18 protein-coding genes are annotated in these 25966 nt (G+C 69.2%); 5 read left to right on the forward strand and 13 right to left on the reverse strand.

Annotation, left to right across the window (positions count from 1 at the left end):
* Positions 1–3: 3 nt before the first annotated feature.
* The 6 genes from hisF to ENSA7_RS42430 all read right to left on the reverse strand — a co-directional run bounded on the left by hisF (position 4) and on the right by ENSA7_RS42430 (position 8567).
* Positions 4–807, reverse strand: a complete 804-nt coding sequence (hisF, locus tag ENSA7_RS22020) for an imidazole glycerol phosphate synthase subunit HisF (protein WP_106091291.1) — start codon at positions 805–807, stop codon at positions 4–6.
* Positions 801–1544: a 1-(5-phosphoribosyl)-5-[(5-phosphoribosylamino)methylideneamino]imidazole-4-carboxamide isomerase gene (gene hisA / locus ENSA7_RS22025; protein ID WP_106091292.1), complete on the reverse strand. Its 744-nt coding sequence runs from the start codon at positions 1542–1544 to the stop codon at positions 801–803. The genes hisF and hisA overlap by 7 nt, the downstream gene beginning before the upstream one ends.
* A gap of 8 nt (positions 1545–1552) precedes the next feature.
* A complete protein-coding gene (gene hisH, locus ENSA7_RS22030) occupies positions 1553–2173 on the reverse strand; it encodes an imidazole glycerol phosphate synthase subunit HisH (protein ID WP_106091293.1) in 621 nt (206 codons plus the stop codon).
* 177 nt (positions 2174–2350) lie between these two features.
* Positions 2351–5575: a dynamin family protein gene (locus ENSA7_RS22035; RefSeq protein WP_106091294.1), complete on the reverse strand. Its 3225-nt coding sequence runs from the start codon at positions 5573–5575 to the stop codon at positions 2351–2353.
* A 51-nt stretch (positions 5576–5626) separates the two neighbouring features.
* Positions 5627–7525, reverse strand: coding sequence for a dynamin family protein (locus ENSA7_RS22040; RefSeq protein WP_106091295.1), 1899 nt, complete (start codon positions 7523–7525; stop codon positions 5627–5629).
* A 25-nt stretch (positions 7526–7550) separates the two neighbouring features.
* A complete protein-coding gene (locus ENSA7_RS42430) occupies positions 7551–8567 on the reverse strand; it encodes a M48 family metalloprotease (protein WP_146157989.1) in 1017 nt (338 codons plus the stop codon).
* Positions 8568–8730: 163 nt separating this feature from the next.
* Here ENSA7_RS42430 and ENSA7_RS22050 point away from each other — a divergent pair, with 163 nt between their 5' ends.
* The 3 genes from ENSA7_RS22050 to ENSA7_RS22060 all read left to right on the forward strand — a co-directional run bounded on the left by ENSA7_RS22050 (position 8731) and on the right by ENSA7_RS22060 (position 13861).
* Positions 8731–10686, forward strand: a complete 1956-nt coding sequence (locus ENSA7_RS22050; RefSeq protein ID WP_106091297.1) for a peptide MFS transporter — start codon at positions 8731–8733, stop codon at positions 10684–10686.
* A gap of 237 nt (positions 10687–10923) precedes the next feature.
* Complete coding sequence (locus ENSA7_RS44025; protein WP_181233990.1) at positions 10924–13122, forward strand: tetratricopeptide repeat protein; 2199 nt, start codon at positions 10924–10926, stop codon at positions 13120–13122.
* Positions 13115–13861 carry a hypothetical protein gene (locus ENSA7_RS22060; protein WP_106091299.1) on the forward strand — a complete coding sequence of 249 codons (747 nt, stop codon included), beginning with the start codon at positions 13115–13117 and terminating at the stop codon, positions 13859–13861. Before ENSA7_RS44025 ends, ENSA7_RS22060 begins: the two co-directional genes overlap by 8 nt.
* 168 nt (positions 13862–14029) lie before the next feature.
* Here the strand turns inward: ENSA7_RS22060 and ENSA7_RS45835 are convergent, their stop codons facing one another.
* Positions 14030–14488: a hypothetical protein gene (locus ENSA7_RS45835; protein WP_106091311.1), complete on the reverse strand. Its 459-nt coding sequence runs from the start codon at positions 14486–14488 to the stop codon at positions 14030–14032.
* A gap of 267 nt (positions 14489–14755) precedes the next feature.
* On the opposite strand from ENSA7_RS45835, the gene ENSA7_RS22070 reads away from it, so the two are divergent.
* Entirely contained in the window at positions 14756–16240 is a 1485-nt protein-coding gene (locus tag ENSA7_RS22070) for a leucyl aminopeptidase family protein (RefSeq protein ID WP_181233991.1), read from the forward strand.
* Positions 16241–16248: 8 nt separating this feature from the next.
* Here the strand turns inward: ENSA7_RS22070 and ENSA7_RS22075 are convergent, their stop codons facing one another.
* The 6 genes from ENSA7_RS22075 to ENSA7_RS22100 all read right to left on the reverse strand — a co-directional run bounded on the left by ENSA7_RS22075 (position 16249) and on the right by ENSA7_RS22100 (position 24740).
* Positions 16249–17301 (reverse strand): tetratricopeptide repeat protein, encoded by a 1053-nt coding sequence (locus tag ENSA7_RS22075; RefSeq protein WP_106091301.1) that lies wholly within the window; start codon positions 17299–17301, stop codon positions 16249–16251.
* Positions 17294–17986: an RNA polymerase sigma factor gene (locus tag ENSA7_RS22080; RefSeq protein WP_106091302.1), complete on the reverse strand. Its 693-nt coding sequence runs from the start codon at positions 17984–17986 to the stop codon at positions 17294–17296. Before ENSA7_RS22080 ends, ENSA7_RS22075 begins: the two co-directional genes overlap by 8 nt.
* A gap of 367 nt (positions 17987–18353) precedes the next feature.
* Positions 18354–19226: a bifunctional DNA-formamidopyrimidine glycosylase/DNA-(apurinic or apyrimidinic site) lyase gene (gene mutM, locus ENSA7_RS22085; protein ID WP_106091303.1), complete on the reverse strand. Its 873-nt coding sequence runs from the start codon at positions 19224–19226 to the stop codon at positions 18354–18356.
* Positions 19219–20097, reverse strand: coding sequence for a 16S rRNA (adenine(1518)-N(6)/adenine(1519)-N(6))-dimethyltransferase RsmA (gene rsmA, locus ENSA7_RS22090; RefSeq protein ID WP_106091304.1), 879 nt, complete (start codon positions 20095–20097; stop codon positions 19219–19221). The genes mutM and rsmA overlap by 8 nt, the downstream gene beginning before the upstream one ends.
* The gene (gene tsaD, locus ENSA7_RS22095; RefSeq protein WP_106091305.1) at positions 20094–21149 is read right to left on the reverse strand and encodes a tRNA (adenosine(37)-N6)-threonylcarbamoyltransferase complex transferase subunit TsaD; all 1056 of its coding nucleotides are present in this window, start codon (positions 21147–21149) and stop codon (positions 20094–20096) included. Before tsaD ends, rsmA begins: the two co-directional genes overlap by 4 nt.
* Before the next feature lie 126 nt (positions 21150–21275).
* Positions 21276–24740 carry a DUF4388 domain-containing protein gene (locus ENSA7_RS22100; RefSeq protein WP_106091306.1) on the reverse strand — a complete coding sequence of 1155 codons (3465 nt, stop codon included), beginning with the start codon at positions 24738–24740 and terminating at the stop codon, positions 21276–21278.
* A 225-nt stretch (positions 24741–24965) separates the two neighbouring features.
* Between ENSA7_RS22100 and ENSA7_RS22105 the strand changes: the two genes are divergently transcribed.
* On the forward strand, positions 24966–25966 hold a 1001-nt coding region (locus tag ENSA7_RS22105; protein ID WP_146157990.1), incomplete at its 3' end, for a rhomboid family protein.

The raw sequence follows: 25966 nt of genomic DNA on the forward strand, positions 1-25966 counted from the left end.
TCTCTACCCCGCCCGGCGGTGCTCGGGCGGGCGGACCGGGATCCCGTGATCGTGCAGGTATTGCTTGGCCTGGGCGATCGTGAACAGCCCGAAGTGGAAGATTGACGCGGCCAGGGCGGCGTCGGCTTCGCCCTCGCCGAGCGCGAGACCCTGGCGCAGGTGCTCGAGCGAGCCCACCCCGCCGCTGGCGATGATCGGGACCGGCACGCGGCGGGCGATCTCGCGGGTGATCCACAGATCGTAGCCGTCGTGGGTGCCGTCCTTGTCCATGGAGGTCAGCAGGATCTCGCCCGCGCCGAGCTCGGCGACCTGCTCGCACCAACGCATCGCGTCGAGGCCGGTCGAGCGGGTGCCGCCGTGGATCACGACCTCGTAGATCGGCTCTTCGTCGCGGGGCAGCGCGGGCATGCGCTTGACGTCGACCGCGACGACGATCGCCTGGCTGCCGTAGCGAGCGGCGAGGCGCTTGATCAACAGCGGTGAGGTGACCGCCGCCGAGTTGATCGCAACCTTGTCGGCGCCCGCGTTGAGCAGCCGGCGGACGTCGTCTTCGCGCCGGATGCCGCCGCCGACCGTGAGCGGGCAGAAGATCTGGGGAGCGACGCTGCGGACCACGTCGACAAAATTTTCGCGGCCCTCGGTGGTCGCGGTGATGTCGAGCAGGCAGATCTCGTCGGCGCCTTGTTGGTCGTAGGCGCGGGCGGCCTCGACGGGGTCACCCGCGTCGCGCAGACCCTTGAAGTGGACACCCTTGACCACGCGGCCGTTCTTGACATCGAGACAGGGAATGATGCGACGTTTCAACATCGGGCGATGGCCTCTTTCAGGGTAAAGCTGCGCTCATAGAGCGCCCGGCCGCAGATCACGGCGCGGACGCCCGCGGCTGCGAGCGCGTCGAGGTGTTCGAGCGAGCCGACCCCGCCGCTGGCGATCACGTCGATCGTCTGATCTGGGTGGGCACGGTCGACCTGAGCCTGCAGCGCGGCGGTCGACTCCACGGCGGAGCCGACCTGCAGTCCGTCACGGCTGACGTCGGTGAACAGCAAGCCAGCCGCGCCCCAGTTGGCGGCCTGCAGCGCGAGCTCGGCGGCGGGGACCGACGAGGTCTCGCGCCAGCCTTCGATCGAGACCATGCCGTCGCGGGCGTCGATCGCGACGATGATCTGGTTGGGGTGGGCGCGGCACAGCTCGGCGACGAGCTCGGGCTGGCGGACCGCGAGGGTGCCGACCACGATCTTGTCGACGCCAGCCTCGATGAGGGCATGGACCGCCGCGGCGTCACGGATCCCGCCGCCGACCTGCAGCTCGACCTCGCCAGCCGAGCGTGCGGCGGCCAGCAGCCGGCGCATGAGATCGAGCTGCACCGGCTTGCCCGCGAACGCGCCGTCGAGATCCACCACGTGGACGCGGGTCGCCCCGGCGCGGACAAACTCGGTCGCGAGGCTCCACGGCTGACTCGAGTACACGGTGGCCTGGGCTCGATCGCCCTCGACCAGACGGACCGCTTGCCCTTCGAGGAGATCGATGGCCGGGATCACCAGCACGGCCGACCTTATTGCCGGCTGCCAAGCAAGAACGCCCGGAGGAAGCGCAGCCCGGATTGCTGACTCTTCTCGGGGTGGAACTGGCAGCCAAAGATATTCTCGCGGCGGACTGCCGCGGCGAAGGTGACGTCGCCGTAGGTCGTGGACCACATCACGTCGTCGGACTTGTCCGCGTCGACGTAGTAGCTGTGGACGAAGTAGTAGTGCTCGCCCGAGGGCTGCACCTCGTTCCAGCCCATGTGAGGGATCTTGAGCTTCCGCACGCGCTCGCCCTCTGCTGCGGTCATGTCGTCGGGGAAGCGCCGGCACTTGCCCGACAGCACGCCCAGACCGCGATGGCCGCCGCCCTCTTCGGACCCGTCAAACAGCAATTGCATCCCGAGACAGATCCCCAAGAAGGGGTCGCCGCGCTGGATGACCATGCGCAGGGCCTCGCCCATCGCGCCACTCACGAGCTGGTCAGTATGCTTCCCAAAGGCCCCCTGGCCCGGGAAAACGACGATTCTCGAAGTTGCGACCTTGTCCGGATCGTCGGTGATCTGGGTCGCCGAGCCGACCTGGATGAGAGCGCGTTCAACGCTTGCCAGGTTGCCGAGGCCTGCGTCGACGAGGGTCAGTTCCCGAGCCATGTGCCGGGCGGTTCTATCACATCGTCGGCGCCATCTCGACCATATGTGCGCTCGAATTTGAGAACATGGTTGGCTGGGCGGCCGTCGGCGAGCGCGCTTGGCGCTGGCCGAACCTGATCGAGCCCGGTCGATAGGAGTCGAGCCCGGTCGATGGGAGTCGAGCCTGAGCGACCCGGCCTACAGAACTTCGAGCAAGCCTTCGAAGCCGACCAGCACCGAGGTGCGCATCCGCAGGGCCTCGGCTCGCGGAGCGGTGATCGATCGCTGCCGTGCACGCGCGAGGGCTCGCTCGAGCTCACGAAATTGTTCACGCGTGGCGACGCGCCAGTCATCGGCCAGCGGTCGCAAACCGGACCGCAGCGCGTCACGAAGTGGCTTCTCTCCGCGCTTGGCCGCGCGACCGTGGGTGCTGATCAGCTCGCGGGCGAAGCCTCGGGCGGCGAGTCCTGCAAGGTAGCCGCGGGCCCATGGGACCAGGCGCTCGACCAGCAAGTTGGCGAGCACCTCGTGCTCACTGGTCAGGCGCCCGAGCTCGTCCTGCAGCAGGCGCATCGCGGCGTCTTCGAGGGTCGCCTCGAGGTACTCGCCGTCCTGCTCGTCCGACTTGCGACGCATGCCCTCGCCGGCCTCGACGATGCCGATCGTCAGGGCTTCACGGGTCAGCAGATCGTCGAGACCGAGCAGGCCCTCGTGGAGATCTTCGGAGAACTTGCCGAGCGCCGCGGTCGCTCGGGCCAGCGCGACCGCCAGCTCCTCGCCCGCGGCCCGAGCCTCGAGGGCCTCGACGGTCGCTTGCACGCTGGCCTGGGCGAGCTCGAGGGCCTCGCGTAGACGCCGGCGGGTGAGGTCCTGCTTGAGCTCGCGGGCGTGCTGCAGAAACCAGCGCTCGAGCGCGTCGTCGATGATCGCAAACGGGTCGTCGCCAGCTGGGCGGGCCCCTTTTAGCTCACCGGTCCGGTGCGTGAGCGCGGCCGAGGCCGACAGCGGCAGGACCTCGACCAGGACCTCGCCGAGCTGCTCTCGCAGGTAGCTGGCCAGCTCGTCGCGGTCGCCCTCCGAGTCCAGGATGTCGACCTTGTTGAGCACGCCGAGCACCTTGCGGCCGCCCTCGCGCAGCTCGCTGAGGATCCCGGCCTCGGTCGCGGTGCCGCCCTGGGTGGCCGAGAAGATCCAGACCACGGCGTCGGCCTCTTCGATGAACGCTCGCGCGACCTTCTCGTGATACTCGTCGAGCGCGTTGAGCCCCGGCGTGTCGACCACCGCGGCGTCGCCCATCCGCTCGCCGACCCGGTCGATCTCGAGGTGGCGGACCCGGTTGGCCTCGGCGTCGTCGAGGTTGCGAAGGTAGGGATCGAGCTCGTCGGCGGCGACCGTGGAGATGCTGCCGTCGCGGTAGTGAACCCGGGCGCCGCGGCCGGTGCCGCGCCGAAACACGTTGATCGTGTTGGTGGTCGGGAGCACGCCCATCGGCGCGACGGCCTCGCCGAGCAGCGCGTTGACGAAGGTGCTCTTGCCGGCCGAGAACTCGCCCATGATCGCAATCGTGAGCGGTCGAGCGAGCCGCTCGCGGGCGGCGATGACCATCTCGAGCGCGCGCGGGGCCTCGCGGATCGGCAGGCCCAGGACCTCGTCGGGGAGCTTGGCGAGCAGCTCGGTCGCGGCCGCGAGCAGATCTTCGAGGCGCTCACTGACCACCGGGCGGCGGAGCTCCGCGAGCCGCTGGCGCGCGACCGTGAGCTCGGGATCTTGGATCAGCGCGGCGACCAGCGCTCGCTCGACGGCGTCGACGTGGGCTGGCCCGTCGAGCATGGTCCGCTCGGCGATCGCAAGCTCGCGCTGGGCGGCGACGAGGCACTCGCGGCGAAGTGGGTCGCGCAGCGGGCTGAGCTCGTCGGGCCCGAGCACCTGCGCGAGCTCGGGCTGGGTGCGCAGGCGGTAGGGCGGGCCGGCTTCATCGAACAGCTTGGCGACCTCGGGGTCGAGGCCCGCGAGTCCCCGTTGCTCACGCAGCGCTCGCTGCAGCGCCGTGCGAACCCGGTGCAGGCGCAGCTCTTCGCCGACGAGATCTCGCTGCTCACGCCGCACGGCCGCGAGCGCCGAGTGAACCGGCTCGCTGAACACCTCGCAGCGCAGGGCCACATGGGCCAGCTCCTGGGCCAGCGCGGCGCGGGCGTGGGCGGGCGCGAGCTCGAGCGCGCGCAGCAGGCTGTCGATCACCGGGCCGGTCGCGAGCTTGTCGCCGCTCGCCGCGGCGGGCTGGCTGTAGCGAAGCTCGGCGAGGGCCCACAGGCGCAGTCGCTCGGGATCTTGGGCGTTCAGCTGCAAGTAACGCAGGGCCTCTTGGCGGGCCCGCGGACCGTTGGTCGCCGCGATCGCCACGCGCACCCGAGCGTCGAGCAGCATGGTGTCGAGGCCGGCGTCGTCGGACGGGAGCTCTTCGAGCAGGGCCGCGGCGCGGGTCCGTTCACCCCGAGCCGCGAGCACCCGCGCCAGCAGAGCCTTCTCGAGCACGGTGAGCTGCTCGTCGATCTCGCTGGCGGCGTCGTGAACGGTGCCGACGTCGTCGATCGTCGCGGTGTCGTCCTCGGGGGCGGCTTCACGCTCGTGCTCGCCCCCGCTCTCGACCCGCTGCATGTGCTCGTGGGCGGCGGTGATCCGGGCCTGGGCGAGCCGGCGTTGGTGGGCGGTGGTGACCCAGCGCTCGGCCTCGACCATGCGCCCGTCGGCGAGCAGCTGATCCACGCCGATCACCAAGGTCAGGTGCCGCAGGCCCTCGCCCGCGCTGGGCGGCAGCGCGGCGGCGGCCTTGCGGACCTGACGGATCGCTCGATCGGGCGAGCCGAGCCGCCGGTGCGCGGCGGCGGCCAGCAGGTGCTCGAGCAGCCGCGCCTCGCTGAGATCTTGCGAGCTGAGCCGCTCGAACGCGCGGTCGGACCGGCGCAGGATCTCGATCGTCTCTTCGGGCTGGTCGGCCACACACAGGGCCTCGGTGGCTTCGACGAGGTGGATCGCCGCGACCTTCTTGGTGTCGAGCCGCTCGGCGAGCTCACGCAAGACCGCGAGCCCGGTCGGCGCCCGCTTGTCGATCAGTCGCTCGTGCACGGCGGTCAGCGCGAGCGCGTTGATCAGCGCGGGCTCGTCTTTGTGGGTGTCGATCAGCTCACGCAGGAGCGCCCGCGCTTGCCCGGCCCCACCCGCGAGCCGCATCGCCCGGGCCTGCTCGGTCGCGTCGCGGACGGCCTCGGGCACGCCGACGCTCTCCGACACCTCGACGGCGTAGTCGCGGACCTTGCGGGCCCACTCACCGAGCGTGTCACCGACGGCCTTGAGCTTGAAGTTGCGAGCCCAGTCCCGAGCCTGCTTGCCGGTCTCACCGAAGGGTTTGCTGTCGTCGTCCGCCATGGGTCCGGCTCAGATCCAGCTCATCGAGCTGCTCGAGGAGTTGGGAAATTATCAGTGCAACACGGGGCTGCTCTCGGGCTCGGGCGCGTCGTCGAGCACCAGCGACGCGAGCTCGTCGACGATCGCCGCGAGCTGCTGCTCGAGCAGACCAAACTCGGCTTGGGCCGCGGTCGCAACCCGCTCGCGCAGTCGCTTGGCCGACAGCTCGGCCGCGGCCGTGTCGCCCGCGCTGTCTTCACCCACGTCGCCGACCAGCTTGGCGACCCGCTGCTCGTGCTCCGCGAGCCGCCGCTCGGCGCCGCGCAGGCCCTCGAGCAGCTGCTCGGACAGGGAACGATCGGCGAGCATCAAGTGCTCATCCAGGGCCAGCCCGTGGCGGAGCACGACCTCGGTGACGGTCTCGCGCAGGTGCTCGATCGCGAGATCCAGCGCCCCTGGCAGCGCGGCGCGGGCTTGCTCGCGGGCGTCGCGGACGGTCTTCTCGCGCAGGATCAGGGTGGTCAGCGGCGAGGCGATCGTCATGACCATGCCCGTCACGGTGTTGCCGAAGTACCAGATGACCGTGCCGACCAACCCGAGCGCGACCATGCTGACCTCGATGAGGATCTTGGGCGGCTCGACGTAGACCCCGGGCCCCCGAAAATCCAGCGGCAAGGTCGCTTCGTCGAGCCGTCGGCGGGCGAGCTCGCCACAGGTGGCGAACAGATCGCGGGTCAGCTGCTCGAGCTCGGCCCGCAGGCGCTCGCTCTCGTGCCCGACGAACTGCAAGAACGCGTCTTGGACCGCGCCCGGGACCACCTGCGTGAGCGTGTGGATGTCGGCGGTGTGGATCTGCGCGCGCGCGGCCTCTTCGAGCTCGGCCCTGAAGCTCACGAGCCGCTCCTCGCTGGCCTCCACGATGCGGACGCCCGCGTCTTCGATCGTCTGGCGCAGCGTGGCGAGGTCGACAGCCTGGGCGGTCATCGCCTGCTCGACCGCGTCGATGTCCTGCGAGATCTGCTCGTGCTCGACCCGCAGCGCGCGGGCCTGGATCGCGGCGTTGTAGCCGAGCAGCTTGGCGTGGCGCAGCAGCGAGGTGCGGGCCCGGGCCGGCAAGATCTCGCGGCCGCGACCTGCCAGGCCAAACAGCGCCTCGCGCAGACGGGTGACCGCCTGGGCGGCCTCGCTGTCGGAGCTGGGCTCGCGCAGCGCGGTCTTGGAGTCGGTCAGGTAGGGCTCGAGCACGCCTGGGATCACGCTCGCGAGCTCGGTCCGAATGTGCTCGACGATCCGCCCGCGCTCGTCCTCGGGGACCAGGTCGATCCGGTTGATGACCAACATGCAGCGCGCGCCGCTGTCGTCGAGCCCACCGACCGCCGTGGTCGCGTCGCGGATCAGCCCGAGCTCGCTGCGGCTGAGCACCTGCGTGGCGTCGAGCACCAGCACCAGCACGTCGGCGCGGGGCAGCTCGCTGCGGCTGACGGCGGCGCGGAACCGATCGATGTCGTTGAAGCCGGGGGTGTCGATGAGCTCGAGCGTGGCGGGCAGTCGATCGGGATCGACGAGCAGCTCTGGCGTGCGCCCGGCCTGGTCGTGATCTTTGCCGCGCGCGAGCAGCTCGAAGCGCTCGCGCTCGAGCTCGCTGCGCTCACCGTTGGCGGCGACCAAGAACGTGCCTGTGCGGGTCAGCTCTGGATCCACGCGGATCGCGACCACGGCACCGGTGGTCGGGACCACGCCGACCGGCAGCAGGTTGTCACCCAGCAGCGCGTTGATCAGCGTGCTCTTGCCGTGCTTGATCTCACCGAGCACGACGACCCGCACGCGGCCGTCATCGAGGCGGCGCTTGGTGTCGTCGCGGATCGCTTCGGAGACATCGCGGTGGCCAAGGTCAGCGGCCAGCTGCGCCAGCCGAGCCGCAGCGTCGGCGAGCGAGCTGGTGCTCGAGGGGCGTGCAGGAAGATCGAGCATGATGGTGGGCGATCGGAAGCGGGGTTCAGAGCAGGTTGAGGCGGGTGGTCAGGCGCGCGTCGACGCGGGCCAGCGACCACGCGTCGGCGGGCACGTGGATCTGCTCGGTCCCACTCGACTGGGCTTCGGACTGGGCTTCGGACTGGGCTTCGGACTGGGCTTCGGCCGGGGCGCTGGAGTTGGCGCCGGGCTGGCGGGAGCTGGCGTCGGACTTGGAGAACAGGCCGACCCCGCCCGTGATCGCGCGGGCGAGCTCGCGCTGACGAGCGCGCATGGCCTGCACGCGGGCGAACACCGACGAGCGGGCGAACTCCTCGAGCGCCTGGATCCGCACGGCCGGCTTGGGGGTCGGCGGCAGCCAGCTGGGATCGGGGTCGTCGCCGATCGCGACGGGTGGGTTCTCGATCACGCTGATCGCGGTCTCGAGCCGACCACACGCGAGCAGCCCGGCGCGGTCGGCCGAGAACATCATGACCCGGGTCCACGGCGTCAGGATCGACTGCAGCGCGCGAATGCTGGAGTTGCCCTCGCGGCGCTCGGCCAGGAGGTGGGCCGAGAAGAACACCGCGTGCTCACAGTGCAGATGGCCGAGCCCGGCGCCCAGCAGGAACGCCCGCTTGTCGGCGTCGAGGGTCATCAGCGCGTCGACGTCGAGCACCAGCCACAGCGAGCCGCCGTGGGTCGCCCCGATCGCGGTGACCAGCGGCCAGCGCCCGCGCTGCTCGGGCCGCAGCAGTCGCACCGTTGGCAGCGGGGCGCGCAGCAGGTTCGTGTGTTGCCTCAGCTCACGCAGCAGCGCGGTCGGGACCGCCTGGGCGCCGTGTGCCACGGGAACCATGGCCTCGTCGAGCAGGTGCCTGGCGAGCTGCGGCCAGGCGCGGTCGACCGCCCGGACGAGCACGTTGCCGACGGTCGAGCTGGCCAGCCAGCGCGACCGGCGAAGGTCCACCCCGTAGGCGTAGCCCTGCCGGGCCATGCCCTGCTCGTAGATGTCGAGCTGGCGATGCTGGACGAAGTGGGTGAGGTCGGGGCCGTTGCTCACGATGTTGCGTGCCCGGTCAAGGTGCCGGGGATGGTAGCAGAGCCGCGGCCGGGCTTGACGGATCTCCCCCGCATCTGACTCGGGAATCCCCTCGACGCGGGTCGATCCGCGCCCCCGGGGATGCTCGCTTGCCCCGCGCGGGCGTCAAAGCGATGATTCGCGGGTGTCCGAGACCAAAGCCCGGAAACACCCAAAGGGTCTGTATCAGCTGTTTTTCATCGAGATGTGGGAGCGCCTGGCGTTCTACACGATGCTCAACGTGCTGCTGCTGTACGTCACGGACTTCGAGCGCGGCGGGCTCGGGCTGCCCTCGGCCGAGGGCAACGAGATTTACGGGCTGTACCTCGCGTTCGTGTACTTCACGCCGTTCCCCGGCGGGATGATCGCCGATCGCTACCTCGGCTACCGCAAGGCCGTGCTGATCGGCGGCTTGATCATGTCGGCCGGCCTGTTCTTGATGAGCCAGGGCGAGACCTACTTCTATTATGGTCTGGTCGGTCTGGTCCTCGGCAACGGCCTGTTCAAGCCGAACATCTCGGTGATGGTCGGCAACCTGTACCCGCCGAACGACCCCAAGCGCGACGCCGGCTTCAACATCTTCTATATGGGCATCAACATCGGGGCGTTCGTCGCCTCGTTCTTGAGCTCCGCGGTCCGCAACAAGTTCAACTGGGAGGCCACCTTCTTGGTCGCCTCGATCGGCTTGCTCGTCGGCGTGGGCATCTTGATCCTCAGCTGGAAGACCCTCGAGCGCGCGGATCGTCAGCCCGAGACCAGCGCCGACGACACCGGGTTCGGCGAGGTCTTCCTCAAGATCTTGCTGCCGGCCCTGGTCTGCGGCGTGCTCGGGTTTTGGCTGTCGAGCCAGTTCATGCCCAATGGCCCGGTGCGTCCGGCGATCGTCGGGTTCCTCGCCGGGATGATCCCGATCGTGGTGTTCTTCGTGCGCCTCGGTGTCACAGCCAGCCCCAAGGAGCGCCCCGGGTTGCTCGCGCTGCTGCCGATCTACGTGGCGGGCGGGACCTTCTTCATGGTCCTGCACCTCAACGGCTCGGCGATGACCCAGTGGGCCAACGACACGACCGCCCGCGACATCCCGGCCCCGAGCCTGTTTCAGCAAGACGCCCTGCCCAGCTACTACGCGAACGCCAACGAAGACGTCCCGCGCCCGAACCGGGCCAGCTTGGTCGTCGTCGAGCAGGAGAAGGTCGCGCGCATGTACGGGCAAAAGCGCATGGACCACGAGACCCTCGCGGCGCTGCTGGCCGAGAACCCCGATCTCACGCTCGAGGAATTCGATCCGATCGTGGAGGTCACCCAGCTCGAGCCGGACAAGGCCGCGATCTGGCAATTCTCGACGGCGATCTACCCGGATGGCCGGCTCGAGGTGGTCGAAGAGACCGACGCCCACGGTGCGCCCACCGTCAGCGTCAACGTGCCCGACAAGCTGTCCGCGGATCGCCGGGTCGCGCTGATGCGCAAGGGCGAGCAGGGGCTGTACCCGACCTATGTCGTCAGCGCGGCCACGGTCGAGGAGCTCTACGAGGGCTACGAGGAGCGCTTCGGCCACCCACCGGAGCAGCTGCCGCCGGGGGAGTGGGTGCAGGTCATCAACCCCGAGCTGTTCCAGTCGTTCAACGCGCTGTTCGTGGTCGTGTTCACGCCGCTGGTGGTCGGGTTCTTCGCGTGGCTGGTCGGGCGCGGCAGCGAGGTCTCGACGGCGCGCAAGATCTTCTATGGCTTGTGTCTGACCACGGCCTCGCTGCTGTTGATGGCGCTCGGCGGCATGTTCTCCGACGGCGGGCACGCCAAGGTGTCGGGCCTGTGGCTCGTCGGGTTCTACGGGATCATCACGATCGGTGAGCTCTTGCTGTCGCCGATGGGCCTGTCGCTGGTGACCAAGCTCGCGCCCAAGCGCCTGGTGGGGCTGGCGATGGGCGGCTGGTTCCTGGCCACCGCGTTCGGGAACAACTTCTCGGGCTTCTTTGGTGGGATCCAGAGCTCGATGACGCCGGTCAACTTCTTCTTGGTGTTGGCGGCGATTACGGCGGTCGTGGCTGGGTTCATCTACGCCCTGCTCGATCGGCTCGACGCCGCGATCAAGCAGAGCACCTCGTGAGTCCGGCTCGCGGCCCGTGGGCGGCGCGTGAGCTGTGTCAATGAGCAGCGTGCCCGGAGCGGAGCAGATACCGCGTCATCTCGAGCGGTAGCCCGCCAGCGTGGGCGCTGGGCAGCCGGCGCCCACCGCTCGTCGGTGGGGGTGATCGGCCGATAGGCGCCGACTCGGGTGGGGGCGCCGCGTGGGGTCGGCGGTGGCCCTTGCTCGGTTTGGCGGCGTAAGGCATTTTGCGCGCCCGTGTCTGGTCCGATAGCGACGATAGATCCGGCTACGCCGAACATTCCCGACGCGCTGTGGCAGCAGTCGGGCAGGCCGATGTCCTCGTGGCTGGTCCGTGGATGGATCGCGATCTTGCTGGTCGGTGGCGCCGCCGTGCTCGCGCAGTACGTCGGGGTGACCGGTTGGGCGCTCGCGGCCGTTGGCGTCGCGGCGTTTTTTGCCGCTCCGATGCTGGTCGACTCGCTGGTGCTCGCGCGGCTCGCCGCGAAGGTCGACGCGGCCGAGCGTGGCAACGCCCACGCGCTGCTCGATGAGATCCGCGCCAACACGACGGTCAAGCTGTTCGCGCCCCACGCCTGGTTGCGCGTGCAAGAGGGCAAGCTGCTGCTCGCGGTCAACGACGGTCGCGCGGCGGCCAGGGCGTTCGCCGAGGCCGAGCGGGTCTCGACTCACCCGGGTGACAAGCCCGAGCTACTGTCGGCGCAAGCCCACGCGCTGGTGCTCGCCAATGATCGCAAGGAAGCCCGCGACCTGCTGGCCAAGCTGGCCAAGCTCGAGCGGCTGACGGACCTCGATCACCTCAACTTCGGGATCGTGCTGCTGTCCGAGTCCGGCCACAACAAAGAGGCGCTGGGCCACCTCGAGCAAGCCCGCGAGAGCTTCGCTGAGCACCCGCGCGTGCTCGCCGGGCTGGTGTTGGCGCTGCAGCGCTGCGACCAACCCGAGCGCGCGGCCGCGTTGCTCGACACCGCCGAGCCCGTCGTCGAGCAGGCCGGCGACCAGCTCGCCCAGGATCTGCTCAAGCGCGGCAAGAAGGGGCTGCGGCCGTTTCTCAAGGCCAAGCAAAAGCGCGAGCGCAAGGCGGATGACGCCCCGACCGCGGCCGCGGGCAAGGGCAAGGGCAAGGGCAAGGGCAAGGGCGGCGACAAGCCCAAGGGCAAGAAGGGTCGCAAGCAAGCTCGTCGCGACGCACGGAAGCAGGCCAAGAGCGACGGCCGCGGTGGCGCCGACGCTGCGCCGACCGAGGCGATCGCAGCCGCGGAGACTCAGGGCGAGCAGCCGGGCGATACGGACGCGCGGGATCTGCTTGGCGCCGACGCGAGCGAAGCAGCTGATCCGGGCAGGGATGACGACGCGGCGAAGGCCGAGGACGCCGTGAGTGCCGCCGCGGACGGCGATGACGACGCGGACTCGGACTCGGACGACGCGGGCGCAGACGCGGACGGCGATGACGATGCGGACGCCGACGAGGACGAGGACGACGACGCCGACGCGGACGACGACGCCGACGCGGCCGAAGCCGACGCGGGCGACGATGACGAAGCCGACGCGGGCGACGACGAAGCCGACGCGGGCGACGATGACGAAGCCGACGCGGACGACGACGAAGCCGACGCGAGCGCCGAGGCCGACGTCACCGAGGCGGATCCGAACGCGCGCGCGGAGGCAGTCGCCGAGCCAGCGCAGCCTGAAGTCGCCGCGGCGCCGACCAGCCCCAGTGATGTCGAGGTTGCGACCCCGGGACCCGTCGAGCCAGCGCCCAAGATCGCCGCGACGTCGACCGGCGCCGATCCCAGCGCAGACATCGATCTCGCGAGCCTCGCCCGCGCCGCGCTGAGTCGGCCGGCCGCGGGGACCAGCGACGCCGCGAGCTCCAGCGGGCCGCGTCCGTTCGAGCCGAGCGCGTCATCGGGCAGCATGTTCCGCTCGGCGCTGTTCGACGCCGCCGACCCACCCGACGAGAAGCCTGCGAGCGCGAGCCCCAAGTCGTCTTCGCTGTTCTCACTCCCAGACTTCGGCTCGGTGCCCACGTTCGCGCCCCCGCCCAAGCCGACCCGGGGTCCGGTGCTGCCCAGCAGCTCCGCGCGACCAGCCAGCGCGCCGCCGAGCAAGCCGCTCGCCCCGATCTCCAACCCGATCTCCCAGCCAACCGCCAAGCCGGCGGCTGCGATCTCGGTCCCGTCGCTCGCGCCGCCCAAGCCCGTCAAGCCGCCCAGCATCTCCGGTTCGTCTGCTCCGAGCTTGTCTGTTCCGAGCTTGTCCGCGCCGAGCTTGTCGGCACCAACGCTGCCTGGACCCGGCGCGCCGAAGCTCTCGACACCCAAGCCCGAGCCCGCAGCGCTCGACGACGGCTGGGGCGATCTAGCCGAGCTCGCTTCGGACCTGCCCGTGCCGCTCGCACCAAGCCCCGCGAAACAAGATGACAACGATGCCTGAGGAGTCCCCCGTGATGCGCCTGGGCGTGGTGCTTGATGATGAGACGTTGCTCGGCGCGGGGCGCCGCGATGATCCCGTCGAGTTCGTCGTCATGCGCACGACCTTCTTGAACCCGCCGCGCACGAGCGCGGCCCGGCGCATGGCCGAGCGGGCCCGCGAGCGTCACCGCGACGCCGAGGTGATCCCGTACGCGTGGCACTACCTGACCCACGAAGCCTCGGACGGCGTCGTGGTCGGCAGCAACCGCAGCCTCTCGCTCGCGCCGGGCAGCTACGGGCACCTGCGCGGCGACGGCATCGCCCACGCGTGGGAGATCTCCAGGATCTGCGCCGAGGCGTTCGGGTCCACGCGCGTCGTGATCCGTACGCCGCCCAGCTTCAGCCCCGGCAGCCTCTCGCGCCGCCGCTTCACCGATTTCGTGAGCGCGATGGCCCCGGATCATCCCAAGCTGGTGTGGGAGCCCGAGGGCCTGTGGAGCGCGGCGTCGGCGGCCGCGTTCGCGGGGCCGATGGGGGTCGACGTGCTGGCCCCGGCGTTCGCCATGACCGGCCAGCTGCTCGAGTTCGAGGGTGCTCGCTGGCTGCGGATCTCGGGGGGCAAGGACGCCCGCTTGCGTGCCAGCCACGCCGAGGTGCTCGCTCACGCGCTGGCCGAGCACGAAGGCTTGACGGTGTTGTTCGAGGGCCCCCGCGCCTACGCGAACTTGCGATCGTTCGCCGGCGCGCTCGCGCTGGTCTAGACCGCTCTAGCTGGCGATCGATACGTACTGGGCGCGGGCGCAGCGTTCGAGGGTCCACCTCCACGAACGTGCGCCCGCGCCCAGACGTGCGCCCGACGTGCGCCAACGGGCCAGACGTGCGAAAGCCGCCGGAGAGACCCCGGCGGCTTCCCGAAGCGAGCACGCGGCCTACTTCTTGGACGTCGGCTTCTTCTTGGAGGCCTTTTTCCGAGCAGCCTTCTTCTTGGAGGCGGGCTTCTTGGCGGCCTTCTTGGAAGCGGGCTTCTTGGCGGCCTTCTTGGAGGCCTTCTTTTTTGCCGGCTTCTTGGCGGCCTTCTTGGAGGCCTTCTTTTTTGCCGGCTTCTTGGCGGCCTTTTTCTTGGCGGCCTTTTTCTTGGCCGGCTTCTTCTTGGCGGCCTTCTTCTTGGCGGCCTTCTTCTTGGCCGGCTTCTTCTTGGCGGCGGCCTTCTTCTTGGCGGCGGCGGGCTTCTTGGAAGCCTTCTTCTTGGCAACCTTTTTCTTGGCAGCCTTCTTTTTCGCCGGTTTCTTGGCAGCCTTTTTCTTGGCGGCCTTTTTCTTGGCAGCCTTCTTCTTGGCGGCCTTCTTCTTGGTAGCGGGCTTCGCTTCCTCGGTAGCTTCGGTATTCATCGGTGGACCCTCCTTCAGGGTGGCAGTATCGCGCACCGTACAAAGCAGGATCATGCATGTCAACTCTAATTAACAACTTTGATACTCAATTATAGGAAGTTGAGTGATCCTTGTAGCAAGGTGAGCGATCTTTACGCTCACTTGATGACATGTATGCATCACTGATGCTCCGTTCAGGTCTCCGGCGGCTGACCCCACAGGCACGCAGTAGGCGCCGACTGTGACCGCTTCTCGTCTGGCCGGTTCGCGTGTAGGTTTATGTCGCCTATGCTGCAGATCGACTGGGGTTCCGAGTTACCGCCAACCAAACCGGAGAGCCTGTTGGTGGTCGCCGTCACCAAGGACGACATCGAGGTCCTGGATCAACGTTTTGGGGCCGGTGTGATGGCGGCGGCCACGAGCGCGAGCTTCGAGGGGAACCCCGGCGATAGCTTCCGCTTCTCGGTCAGCGCGCCCGAGTTTCAACAGGTGCTGTTGCTCGGGGGTGCCGAGCTCGACGAGGTGGCGGCGGTGCGCAGGCTCGCGTTCGAGGCCGGACGAGCCGCTCGGAGCACGGGCGTCGTGAACCTGGTGCTGGATGTTCGCGGTCGGCTCGGTGCTGACGACGAGCGCACGGCCAGGCAGATCGCCGAGGGGCTCGAGCTGGCCGGCTACAGCTACGAGCGCTACCTCGGCGAGGATCGTCGCAAGCCCGCCAGGCTCGAGACGGTGACCGTCGTGGCACCCGGCGACACGGCGCGACGCCGGGCGGGGACCGAGCGCGGGCAGATCATCGCGCAGGCGATCAGTCGGGCCCGGGATCTTGGCAACGGCCCCGCCGAGCTGGTCACACCCACCTACTTGGCCGAGACCGCGGGCGAGCTCGCGGCTGAGCTGCGCGCGGCCGGCCACGACGTCACCTGCGAGGTGTTTGACGTCGAGGAGTGCGAGCGTCGCTCGATGGGCCTGTACCTGGCGGTCGCGCGGGGCAGCAGCGAGCCAGCGAAGTTCATCCACCTGACCTACAAGCCCAAGGCCCCGAGCAAGGGCCGGATCTGCCTGGTCGGCAAGGGCGTGACCTTCGACTCGGGCGGCTACTCGATCAAGCCGTCCGACGGCATGCTGCAGATGAAGCTCGACATGGGCGGCGCCGCGGCGGTGATCGGGGCCATGCATGGGATCGCGCGTCTCGAGCTGCCCTACGAGGTCCACGTGATCTCGGCGGCCGCCGAGAACATGGTCAGCGGCAACGCGTATCGGCTCGGCGACGTGTTTCGGGCCTCGAACGGAAAGACCGTCGAGATCAACAACACCGACGCCGAGGGTCGGCTGACCCTCGCCGACGCGCTGGTGTTCGCGGCCTCGCTCGAGCCTGATCTGGTCATCGACTTTGCGACCCTGACCGGCGCCTGCGTCGTCGCCCTCGGGCCTCACATCTGCGGCGTCATGACCCGCGACGACGCGCTCGCGAGCGAGTGGGTCGCCGCGGGCGAGCAGTCCGGCGAGGACATGTGGCGGCTGCCGCTGCCCAAGCCCTTGATGTCCATGCTCGACAGCAAGATCGCGGATCTGCGCAACACGGGCGAGCGATGGGGCGGCGCGCTCACGGCCGGGCTGTTCCTCGAGCAGTTCAACGAGGGCAAGCGGTGGATGCACGTCGACATCGCCGGACCCGCGATCGTCGAGAAGGGCTTCGGCGTGAACATCGAGGGCAGCTCCGGCGTGCCGGTCGCAACGATCCTCGAGTTCCTGTCGCGGGGCGCCGCGCTGTAGCTCGAGATCTACAGCGAGTCGGCGTCGAACGCTTCGGACTTCTTGCTCTTCTTCTTCTCACCCGGCAGCGGTTGCTCGTCGCGCTGGGTGTTGATCCACGCGTCGATGCCAGGCTTCTCGGAGCGGGCGTCGTCAAACCACTTGGTGGCTTCGGAGCTGCGCCGATCCTGCTCGTAGCACAGGCCGATGCCAGCCTTGGCGCGCGCGACCGCGAGTGAGTCCGAGCCGGCGGCGATGATCTCTTGGTAGAGCGAGTGGGCGTGGTCGCAGTCGCCCGTTCGTCGGGCCGCGTTCCCGCGCTCGAGGCTGGTCCAAGTCTCGTCCTTCGACATCGGCTCGGGCGCAGGTGTGGGCGCGACCGCGGGCTCGGCAGCCGGCTTGGACTTGTGGGTCGGCGAGCCGGACTTGCGCGGCGGGTCTGGCTGCGGGACGGCGAGTGAACCTGGATCCGGCCGAGGATCGTCGAGGCTGCCGCTGTCGGGGTCTTGTCCCTCGATCGGCACGCCAGCGGAATCGTCGACATCCTCGGGCGAGTCGGGCGAGTCGGGCGAGTCGTCGTCGGCATCCTTGGCCGAGTCGTCGGCGCCCTTGGACTCGAAGGTTGGTTCACTCGCTGGTTGCGAGCGCTCGGTGTCGTTGGTCCGACCGGCTCGCTCGGTCGCGCTGTCGTCGGTCAGGCGATCTTGGCTGTCGTCGCGCATCACGTTGGGCTCGAGCAACAACAACACCGCGGCGGCGGTCCCCGCGAGGGCGAGGCCAGGCAGGACGGTTCCCCGCCAACGCTCCCAGAAGCTGCGCCAGCCGCCGGTCACCTCGAGGCCGTCGCGCAGCTTGGGCCGGCGGCTGACTTCGTGGGCTTCGGCGATGACCTCGGCGAGCACGTGGTCCGCTGGCGTCTCGGTTGGAAACGCTTCGCGGCACAGCGCGAGCACGTCTTGATACTCGGCGAGCCGCTCGCTCAACGCCGGCGATAAACCCAGCGACGCGAGATCGTCGATCTGATCGATGTCCTCGAGGGCATCCTCGAGAATGTCGAGCTCGCGTGGATCGAATTCAGCCACTTGCGGATGCTTTCTGGCCAGCGACAGCTGGCTTGGATGACCCGATCGATTCGGCGGACTCACGCGGGTCCATGTCGTGGAGGTCGCCGCGCAGCTTCTCGAGTGCGTAGCGCATGCGTGACTTGACGGTGTTCTCGGGGGCGCCGACGGCCTCGCCAATTTGCTTGAACGAGAGCCCGCCGAACTGCCGCATCACGAACACCTCGCGTTGATCGTCGGGGAGATTTTGGATCGCGGCCGCGACACGGTCGCGGATCTTGGGTGCCTCGGAGGCAGCGTCGGTGCCGACTTGCTTGGCGTCGGTCATCTCGAGGATCGTGAGGCCGTTCTCGCTGCCGCGACGCTTGGCCTCGAGCGGGAGCGTGCGCCGAAACTTTTGTCGGCGGCTCTCATCCACGCACAGGTTTCGGGCGATGGTGTAGATCCAGGTCGTGAACCGAGCGGTTCGCTGGTAGCGATCCTTGGCTCGGATCACTCGCAAGAAGACATCTTGGAGCATCTCTTCGGCGCGGCTGGGGTTGTGCACGCTTCGCAATAAAAAATTGTAGAGGCCCCGCTTGTGGCGAGACACGAGCTGCTCGAACGCCGCGCCGTCGCCGTCTCGAAAGCTCAGCATCAGATCCTCGTCGCTCGTGACCCCATCGAGAGGCGCATCGTCGGCCGGGGCCTGGTCGTCGACAGTCATCGTCTTCGTCGCATCGGCGACCCCTGGAATTTGCGGCCCCGACCGCGCGGGAGGCAAGTCCAAGGCTCGGGCGTCGAAGTCGGAGGTCCAGACGAGCGCTACGGTTCCCATCATAGCGTCCCAACGGACGGGGCCACGACACGGCCCCGGTTCGTTGCAATCGAGCTGCGCATTTTTTCGATGCGCGTGGATCGGCGCGGACACGAGCACCGCAAACGGCGGCGCGGGGACCCGGATCTGGGGTTTGCCGAGTTTCGGAGTGAGCCTGACCTCACATACCTGGTTTCTGAAATCAGTCAGATCGCGGGTTGGACGCCGAAATGCCCCGACGCGCTGGTGGCGCTGTTGCGGCGAGGGTGGCGCAGAGTCACGGCACCCGCCGGGTCCGAGGTTTCGCTTGGCATCGCCTGCACAGCACGCCGCTGCGACCCTGATGCACGAAGCTGGCGAGCGGCGCGCCGCAGACCGGGCAAGGTTGGTCCGCGCGGCCATACACGCGCAGGTCGTCCTGGTTGCGCCCGACCTTGCCCGTCACGTTGCGAAAGTCTTTGAGGGTCGTGCCGCCGTTGTCGATCCCCCGGCGCAGGGCCGCCTGCACGGCGTCGGCGAGCCGCTGCCAGGCCGATGGAGCCAGCCGTCGGGCGGGCAGCAGTGGGTGGAGGCGGGCCTCGAAGCACGCCTCGATCGCGTAGATGTTGCCGATCCCGGCGACGGCTTGTTGGTCCAACAAGGCGTCACGCAGGGCTCGCTCGCTCCGGCCGAGCGCGCGCTCGAGCGTGGGGCCACCGAACCCGCGCTCGAGCGGCTCGGGCCCCAGGCTCGCGATCGGGTCGCTGCCATAGATGCCGTCGAGGGTGCCCGCCCGGAGCCCGCCGAACCGACGTGGATCCACGAAGCGAAGCTCGCGGCCGTCCGCGAAGCTCAGGACCAGGTGGGTGTGCACGACCCGAGCCTGACTGGGATCCGCGACGCCACAGCGGCCCGACATGCCCAGGTGGATCAACAGCACCAGCGGCGCGTCGCCGCGGGCCGGGTGCATGTGCCACAGCAGATACTTCCCGCGCCGACGGACTTGGTCTGGCGTCGCACCCAGGAGGATGTCGAGGTTCTCGAGCTCGCGCCGCCAGTGCTTGCCGATCCGAAGCGCCTGGGTGGAGCGCCAGACCGAGCTCACGGGCGCGTTGATCTTGGCGCGGACGATGCCGCGTCGGACAGACTCGACTTCGGGTAGCTCAGGCATCGGGTGACGCGGTTGCCTCGGCTTCGCGGGCTCGCTGCAGCGCGGCGAACTGGGCCGGGCCGAGTCGCTCGGGCCGGATCTTGGGGTCGATTTCGGCGGCGGCGATCCAGCGCAGCGCCTGCTCGCGGTCGACGGCGACTCCGGCGAGCGCGTTGGCGAGGGTCTTTCGGCGCCGCTGAAAACAGGTTCGGACCAGGCGCAGATATTCGTTGGGATCCGCGACCTCGCCGAGCGGCGTGGGCCGAGGGTCGAGCCGGATCACGGCCGAGTCGACCCGCGGCGGCGGCAAGAAGCAGCCGCGACTGACCGCGCAGACCCGAGCGATCCTGCGAACCCGTGACAGCGCCGCGGTCACGCCCCCGTAGCGCTTGCTGCCTGGCTCGGCGCACAGTCGGTCGGCGACCTCGCGCTGGACCATGACGATCCACGGACCCGTGATCGCGCTGTGCTCGAGCAGCGCGAACAACAGCACGCCCGTGAGCTGGTAGGGCAAGTTGCCGACCACCGCGGGCGGGCTCTGGCCCGCGTCGATCAGCGGCTGGGCGACCGCGGCGTAGTCGAACCGGACCGCGTCGGCTTCGTGGAGCACGAACTGTGGCTGGCCGCCCAGCTCGGCGCGCAGGACCAGGCACAGGTCCCGGTCGCGCTCGATCGCCTCGACGCGGGCGCCGGTCGCGAGCAGGTGAGCGGTGAGCGTGCCCAGGCCCGCGCCGATCTCGATGACCGTGCGCCCGGGCCCAGCCCGCGAGGCGCCCACGATCTCGTAGTGGATCTCGCGCTCGTGCAGGAAGTTCTGCCCCCAGCTCTTGCGCGGCGACAGACCGTGTCGGCGCAGCAGCTCGGCGGGAGAGGGGATCGGTGTGTCGGTCATGTCGCGGCCGGCCCTGGACTGCAGCGAAGCTCGTCGATCGCGAGGCTGGATCGCACGTCGACCCGCGGTGTCCAGCCCGCGTCGACCTGGGCGGCCCCGGCGGCGGCGATCATCGCGGCGTTGTCTCCACAGTAGCGGCGCGGCGCGGCGACCAGGACAAAGCCCTCGCTCGCCGCGACCTGCTCGAAGCGCGCGCGCAGGCCAGCGTTGGCGGCGACACCACCCACGACGTGGACACGGTCACACCCGCGCGCGCGCCGGGCCGCGCAGGTCTTGGCGACCAGCACATCGACGACCGCCGCTTGAAACGACGCGCACAGATCCTCGAGCTGCGCGCGCGAGCTGGGTTGGCCCTCACGCTCGAGGTGCACGGCCACGGCGGTCTTGAGCCCCGCGAACGAGAAGTCGAGATCCTTGCTGTTGATCATGGCGCGTGGAAACGCGATGGCGCTCGGATCACCGGACGCAGCCAGCTGGTCGATGATCGGTCCGCCTGGGTAGGGCAGGCCGAGCAGCTTGCCGACCTTGTCGAACGCCTCGCCCGCGGCGTCGTCACGCGTGGCGCCGAGGATCTCGTAGTCACCGAGGCCGCGGACATGGACGAGCTCGGTGTGTCCACCCGAGACGAGCAGCGCGAGGTGAGCCGTGAACGGCTCGGGCTCACGCTGATCATCGCCGATGAAGGCCGAGAACAAGTGACCCTGCATGTGGTGGACGCCGTGCAGCGGCAGCCCGGTCGCGAGCGCGAGGCCCCGCGCGGCTTGAACACCCACGAGCAGCGCGCCGACGAGGCCGGGCGAGTCGGTGACCGCGAGCGCGTCGAGCTGCTCGCCGAGTTTGTCGGGCACGAGTCCCGCCTGCTCGATCGCCATGCGGATCACCGAAGTGATCGAGTCGAGGTGGTGGCGGCTCGCGAGCTCGGGCACGACGCCGCCGAACTGCGCGTGGACCTCGATCTGCGAGGCGACCACGTTGCTGCGGACCCGCAGTCCGTCGACGACGGCTGCAGCGGTCTCGTCACAAGACGACTCGATAGCGAGGACACGTGCCATGGTTTGGAAGTCGGCTCAGCGTCGAGCAGGTTGGTGGGTCATCCGAGCGAACGCTGGGATCAACCGCCCAGGCCGAACGCTCGGAGCGAACGCGCAGGCCAATCGCGTCGGGGCCGATCGCCGAGGTCAGTTGCCGAGCTCGCGCTCCAACCGGGTGACCGAGGTCTTGACCGCGGCGGCCTGCCTGCCGTCGGGGGACAGCTCCAGGTAGCGCTGATAGGCCTCGAGCGCGCCCGGTTTGTCGTCTGCGACCTCGAGCAGGGCGCCGAGCGTGGAGAAGATCTCGGGGAGCTCGGGGTCGGCCATCTTGGCCCGTCGGGTCGCCGCCAGCGCCTCGTCGATCTTGCCCTCGTTGACCAGGATCTCGGCCCGGAGCAGCAGCGTCGGCGCGTGGCTTGGCGCGATCTCGAGGATCTCACCAATGATCTCGATTGCTTTGTCCTTGCGGTTGAATCCCTTGAGGAAGTTGCGGGCGGTCTTTAATTTGTCCTCGATCTCGTCGAGCTGGGCTTGCGTCAACGCGCCATTGTCGGGCGGGTCGGGCGGGTCCGGGTCGGTCTCGCCAGCCTTGCCAGTCTCCGCGGCGTCCCCGTTTTGTAATGGAACCGCGGCTGTGTCGACCGCGGAGCCCGAGCTCGCGTCGGCGTTGCCCGCGTCAGCGTTGCCCGCGTCGGCGCTGTCGGGCTTGGGCGCTGGCTTGGGATCGGGTTGGGAGGTGTCGTCGCCGCCGAAGATTTGGTCTTTGAACGCGACGCCGCCAATGACGACCAGCGCGATCGCGGCTGCGGCGATCCACAGCCCGGCCTTGGATGAACCGGCCGGCTCCGAGTTGTCGACGTCGGGCTGGACCGTGTCGGGAGACTCGATGCCGACGTCGACGGGCGTCTCGTAGTCGCTGATGAGCGCGGGCACCTTCTCGGTGGAGAGCGCCGACTCGCGCCGGGCAGCGCTGGCGCTGGCGCTGTCGGACTGGCTCCGGACTCGCTCGGCGATGAGCGACTCGTGGGCTGGCTCGGCGATCTTGACCTCGAACGACGCGAAGTCATCGTCCTCGCTCGAGCTGCCCAACGCGGTGGCCGCGGGGGTGGCCGCACGGGCGGGGGTGACCGCGGGCGCGGGCGCGGTGGCGGGAGGCTCGGGCGTGGGATCGTGCTCGAGGCGCCCGATCTGACCAGAGGTCGCGCTGCGCTCGGTGGAGTCGATCGCCCAGGCCGGTGTCGCGGTGTCAGCGGCTTCCGGTGAGCTGACGGGCGCTTGGTTGGCCGCAGGTTCTGGAGTTGGTGCGGGCGGCTCGGCGTCGGGCGGCGCTGGTGAGGCCGGCGACTTGGGACGACCAAAATCGAGGCCGAGCTCGGCGAGGCTGGGCGGCTTGCGCCACGACTCGGTTCGCGGCGCGGGACTCGCGAGTCGGCGCGGCTCTGGCTGGCGCGAAGCGGGATTGATCGGCCGGCCTGGCGCGGCGTCGGTGCGAGCGCTGGGCGCGACGGGTGCCGAGCCACCGACGGCCGTGCGCTGGTCGGTGGCGAGCTGCTCGGCCGTCGCGTCGGCGTCGGCGGCGGGCGTCTCGGCTTCGATGTTGGCGCGCTCGTCATCTCGAGCGTCGGCGTCGTCGTCGTCGTCGCCCTCTTGGACGACCACAGGGGCCGGTCGAGGCGCGAGAAACATCGACTCGGTCTGGCTGCGGCTACGCTGGCGATGATCGACCATCCGCACGGCCTCTTCGACCGACGCAGCCTCGAGCGGGCCCGCGTTGCCGCCGTCGACAGCGTCATCGTCGTCATCGTCGTCGTCGGTGACGACCGGGCTTGGCAGCGGACTGAGCCCCGAGTGCTCGGAGCGGCGCCTGGCGGCGGCTTGGTCCTCCGCCTCTCGCCGATCGACCTCGGCGATCACACGCTTGCGCGCGGCCTCCTCTTGCTCGATGCGATTCTGCGCCGCCGCGAGCTGCCGATTTTGCGAGTCGTCGCCGCGTGCAGGCAGGTCGGGAGCCCGCTCGGGAGCCCGCTCGGGAGGATCACCAGGATCAATCGGCTCGGTCAGGGCGAAGGCGCCGCTGTCACTCGCGGAGTCGACGATGTCGGAGAGCTTGCGATCGAGCGCCTCGAGGGCGTCGGGTCGACGCGGGCGCGGCAGGTCGGTCGCCGGACTGCCGGGGATCGGCGGCAGCGGCTCGTCGTCGACGGGCAGCCCGGTGTCGGCGGCCGACGGGGGCGGTCCCCATGCGCCGCTGATGCTGCTGAGCCGCAAGTTGAGCGACGAGTTCGAGGCGTCGGGGTTGGGTTGCGGCTCGCCGACATCACCGCCGCTCTCGAGCGCTTGAAAGCGACTGGCGATGTCCCGAAACATGGGGTCATCGTCATCGTCGTCGTCGACCTGCGGATCGTGCAGCGGTGTCAGGCCCTCGCCGAGTGAGGGGGTCTCGTCGGGCAGCCCCGCGACGAGGCCGTCGCCTTCGAGCGGCGGCGCGGCCTGGTGCGGGTAGCTCGGCATTGGCGGCACCTCGACCGGGACCGCGTGGGGCCCAGACTCGTGGGTGACCTTGGCCGGCTTGAAGAACGACGAGGTGCTGGTCGGGACGTCGCCCCAGGCCTCGAGCTGCAGCGCCGTGTGGCTGTCGCCAAGTCGTACCTCGCTCGGGTCGTGTTCGAGCGCGGGCGTGAGCAAGCCCTGGAAGAACAGGGTGGAGATCGCCTCGAGCGCCTCGAGATCATCTTTGCCGGTCTCGTCGACGACCTCGATGATCGTCCGGCGTCCGTCGAACCGGCGCAGCACCTCCTGCAGCTCGGGCGGCAGCAAATCGTCGGGCAGATCCGCGAGCGCGGCCCGGTCGACGCCGAGGACCTCGTCGAGCGCGGGCAGCTGCTCGAGCAGTCGTCCCCACTCGTCGACCCGGCGCATGCCCTCCATCAGCAAGCCCTGGGTCGACTCCTTGATGACGGGGTTGCGATTGATGTTCTTGAACTCGACCGCGAAGCTGCCGTCGGCCAGACCGAGCAACCGGTACACCGCTTGTTCGGCCTGCAGTCGGCCCATCTCTGCGTCGATGATCGTGCCGTCGCGAAACCAGATCGTGGCCTCGCCGAGGTCGGTCTCGAAGTCGATGGTGCCGCTCTTGCGCGAGATCTCGATGGTCTGAAACAGATCCACCACGGCCATGTCGGCCAGGTGGCCCGTGAACTTGGTCCGTGCCGCGTTCTTGCTCTCGAGCTTCTCTCGCTGCTTGCGCTGCATCAGCATGCGCAGGCGCGTGGTCACTTCCTTAATATAGATAGGCTTGACGAGGTAATCCTCGACCCCGAGCTCGAGCCCGCGGACCTTGTCCTCGATCGCCTTGGCCGAGGTCAGGAACACGAACGGGATGCCCGCCCACTTCGCGTTCTTCTTGACCTCGGTGCAGAACGCGAAGCCGTCTTGTCCCGGTAGCCGGGTGTCCGAGATGATCAGGTCAGGCTCGCCGTGCTCGAGGACGAGCAGCGCCTGATCGATGTCCTCGGCGGTGGTCACAGAGAAGCCAGCCTTGCGCAGGCTCACCTCGAGCACCCGTCGACTGCGGGTGTCACCGTCGACCAGCAGTAGGTTTTGCCTCGCCACTTAGGTGGGGCTCCTCCAGAAAAGAGCGGCGGATCGTGGTCGCACGACCAACGAATGGACCATAGCAACGCCGCTGGACGGGCCGCAAGCCGGAGGGCCAGCCTGGCGGGCGAACTGAGGGGGAAATCGCCCGAATCGCCCGAGTTGCGCGTGTGACGCGGCTGTCAGCGCTGAGCTCGTCTCGGGCGGCGTAGGCCGGTCGAGCGACATCGGGTAGGGTCCCACATGTCCTGGAAATCGCGGTTACGGGCGCGACCGGCGACCGTGGGCCTGATCGCGCTGTGCAGCTGCGCGTTTGTGGCCTGCGTCGTGGGCGTGATCGCCCGCGCTGCGGATCCGATCGCGGCGTCGTGGACGAGCCTGTGGGTGTTGCCGGATGCCGAGCTGTTGGAGGCCGCGGGGGCCCTGACGGCGAGCCGAGTCTGGTTGGATGACCAGTGGTGGCGGGTGTTGACTGCCGGGCTACTGCACGGATCTTGGCTTCACTTTGGCCTGAACATGCTGGGGCTGTGGACCGTGGGCGAGTGGGCCGAGAAGGCCTGGGGTCGCGCGCGGATGCTGGCGTTGTTCGTGGTGTCGAGCGTGGGCGGGTGCGCGAGCTCGCTGGCTTGGGCCGAGGCGCCCCTGGTGGTCGGGGCGTCTGCTGGGATCTTTGGGCTGGCTGGCGCCCTGGTGGTCGCGCGGGCCTGGGGCTGCGCGGATGTCCAGTCTGCGTTGGAGCCGATCTCGGCGAGGGTGCTGGGGTTTTGGCTGGGGTTTTGGTTGGTCGTTGGTGCGGCGCTGCCGTTGGTGTTCGAGAGCTCGCCGCTGGCCCAGGCGGGGCATGTTGGCGGGCTGCTGTTTGGCTGCGCGATGGGGTGGGGGCTGTCGCGGTCTGCGGAGCAGCGGGTCAGGTCGGTGCTGAGTTTTGTTGTGGTGGGGTGCGGGCTTGTGGGGGTGGGGCTCGCGGCTCATGCACCGACTTGGCGGACGAACTACCAGTTGTTCACGCATATGGCGTTGGGGGAGGAGCTGCTCGAGGCGGAGCGCTACGACGAGGCGGTCGAGCACTACTCTGCGGCGCTGGCGATCGCGGGGGACGACGTGCAGGACAATGCGATTGCGTACACGTTTGCGGAGGAAGGGGTCGAGCTCGAGTGGGCGGAGCAGCTGGTTCGGCGGGCGCTTCGGGTGGAGCCTGCGGAGCCGAATTATCTCGATACGTTGGGGTGGATTCAGTGCAAGCG

Source organism: Enhygromyxa salina, assembly GCF_002994635.1.
Classification (GTDB): Bacteria; Myxococcota_A; Polyangia; order Nannocystales; family Nannocystaceae; genus Plesiocystis; species Plesiocystis salina_B.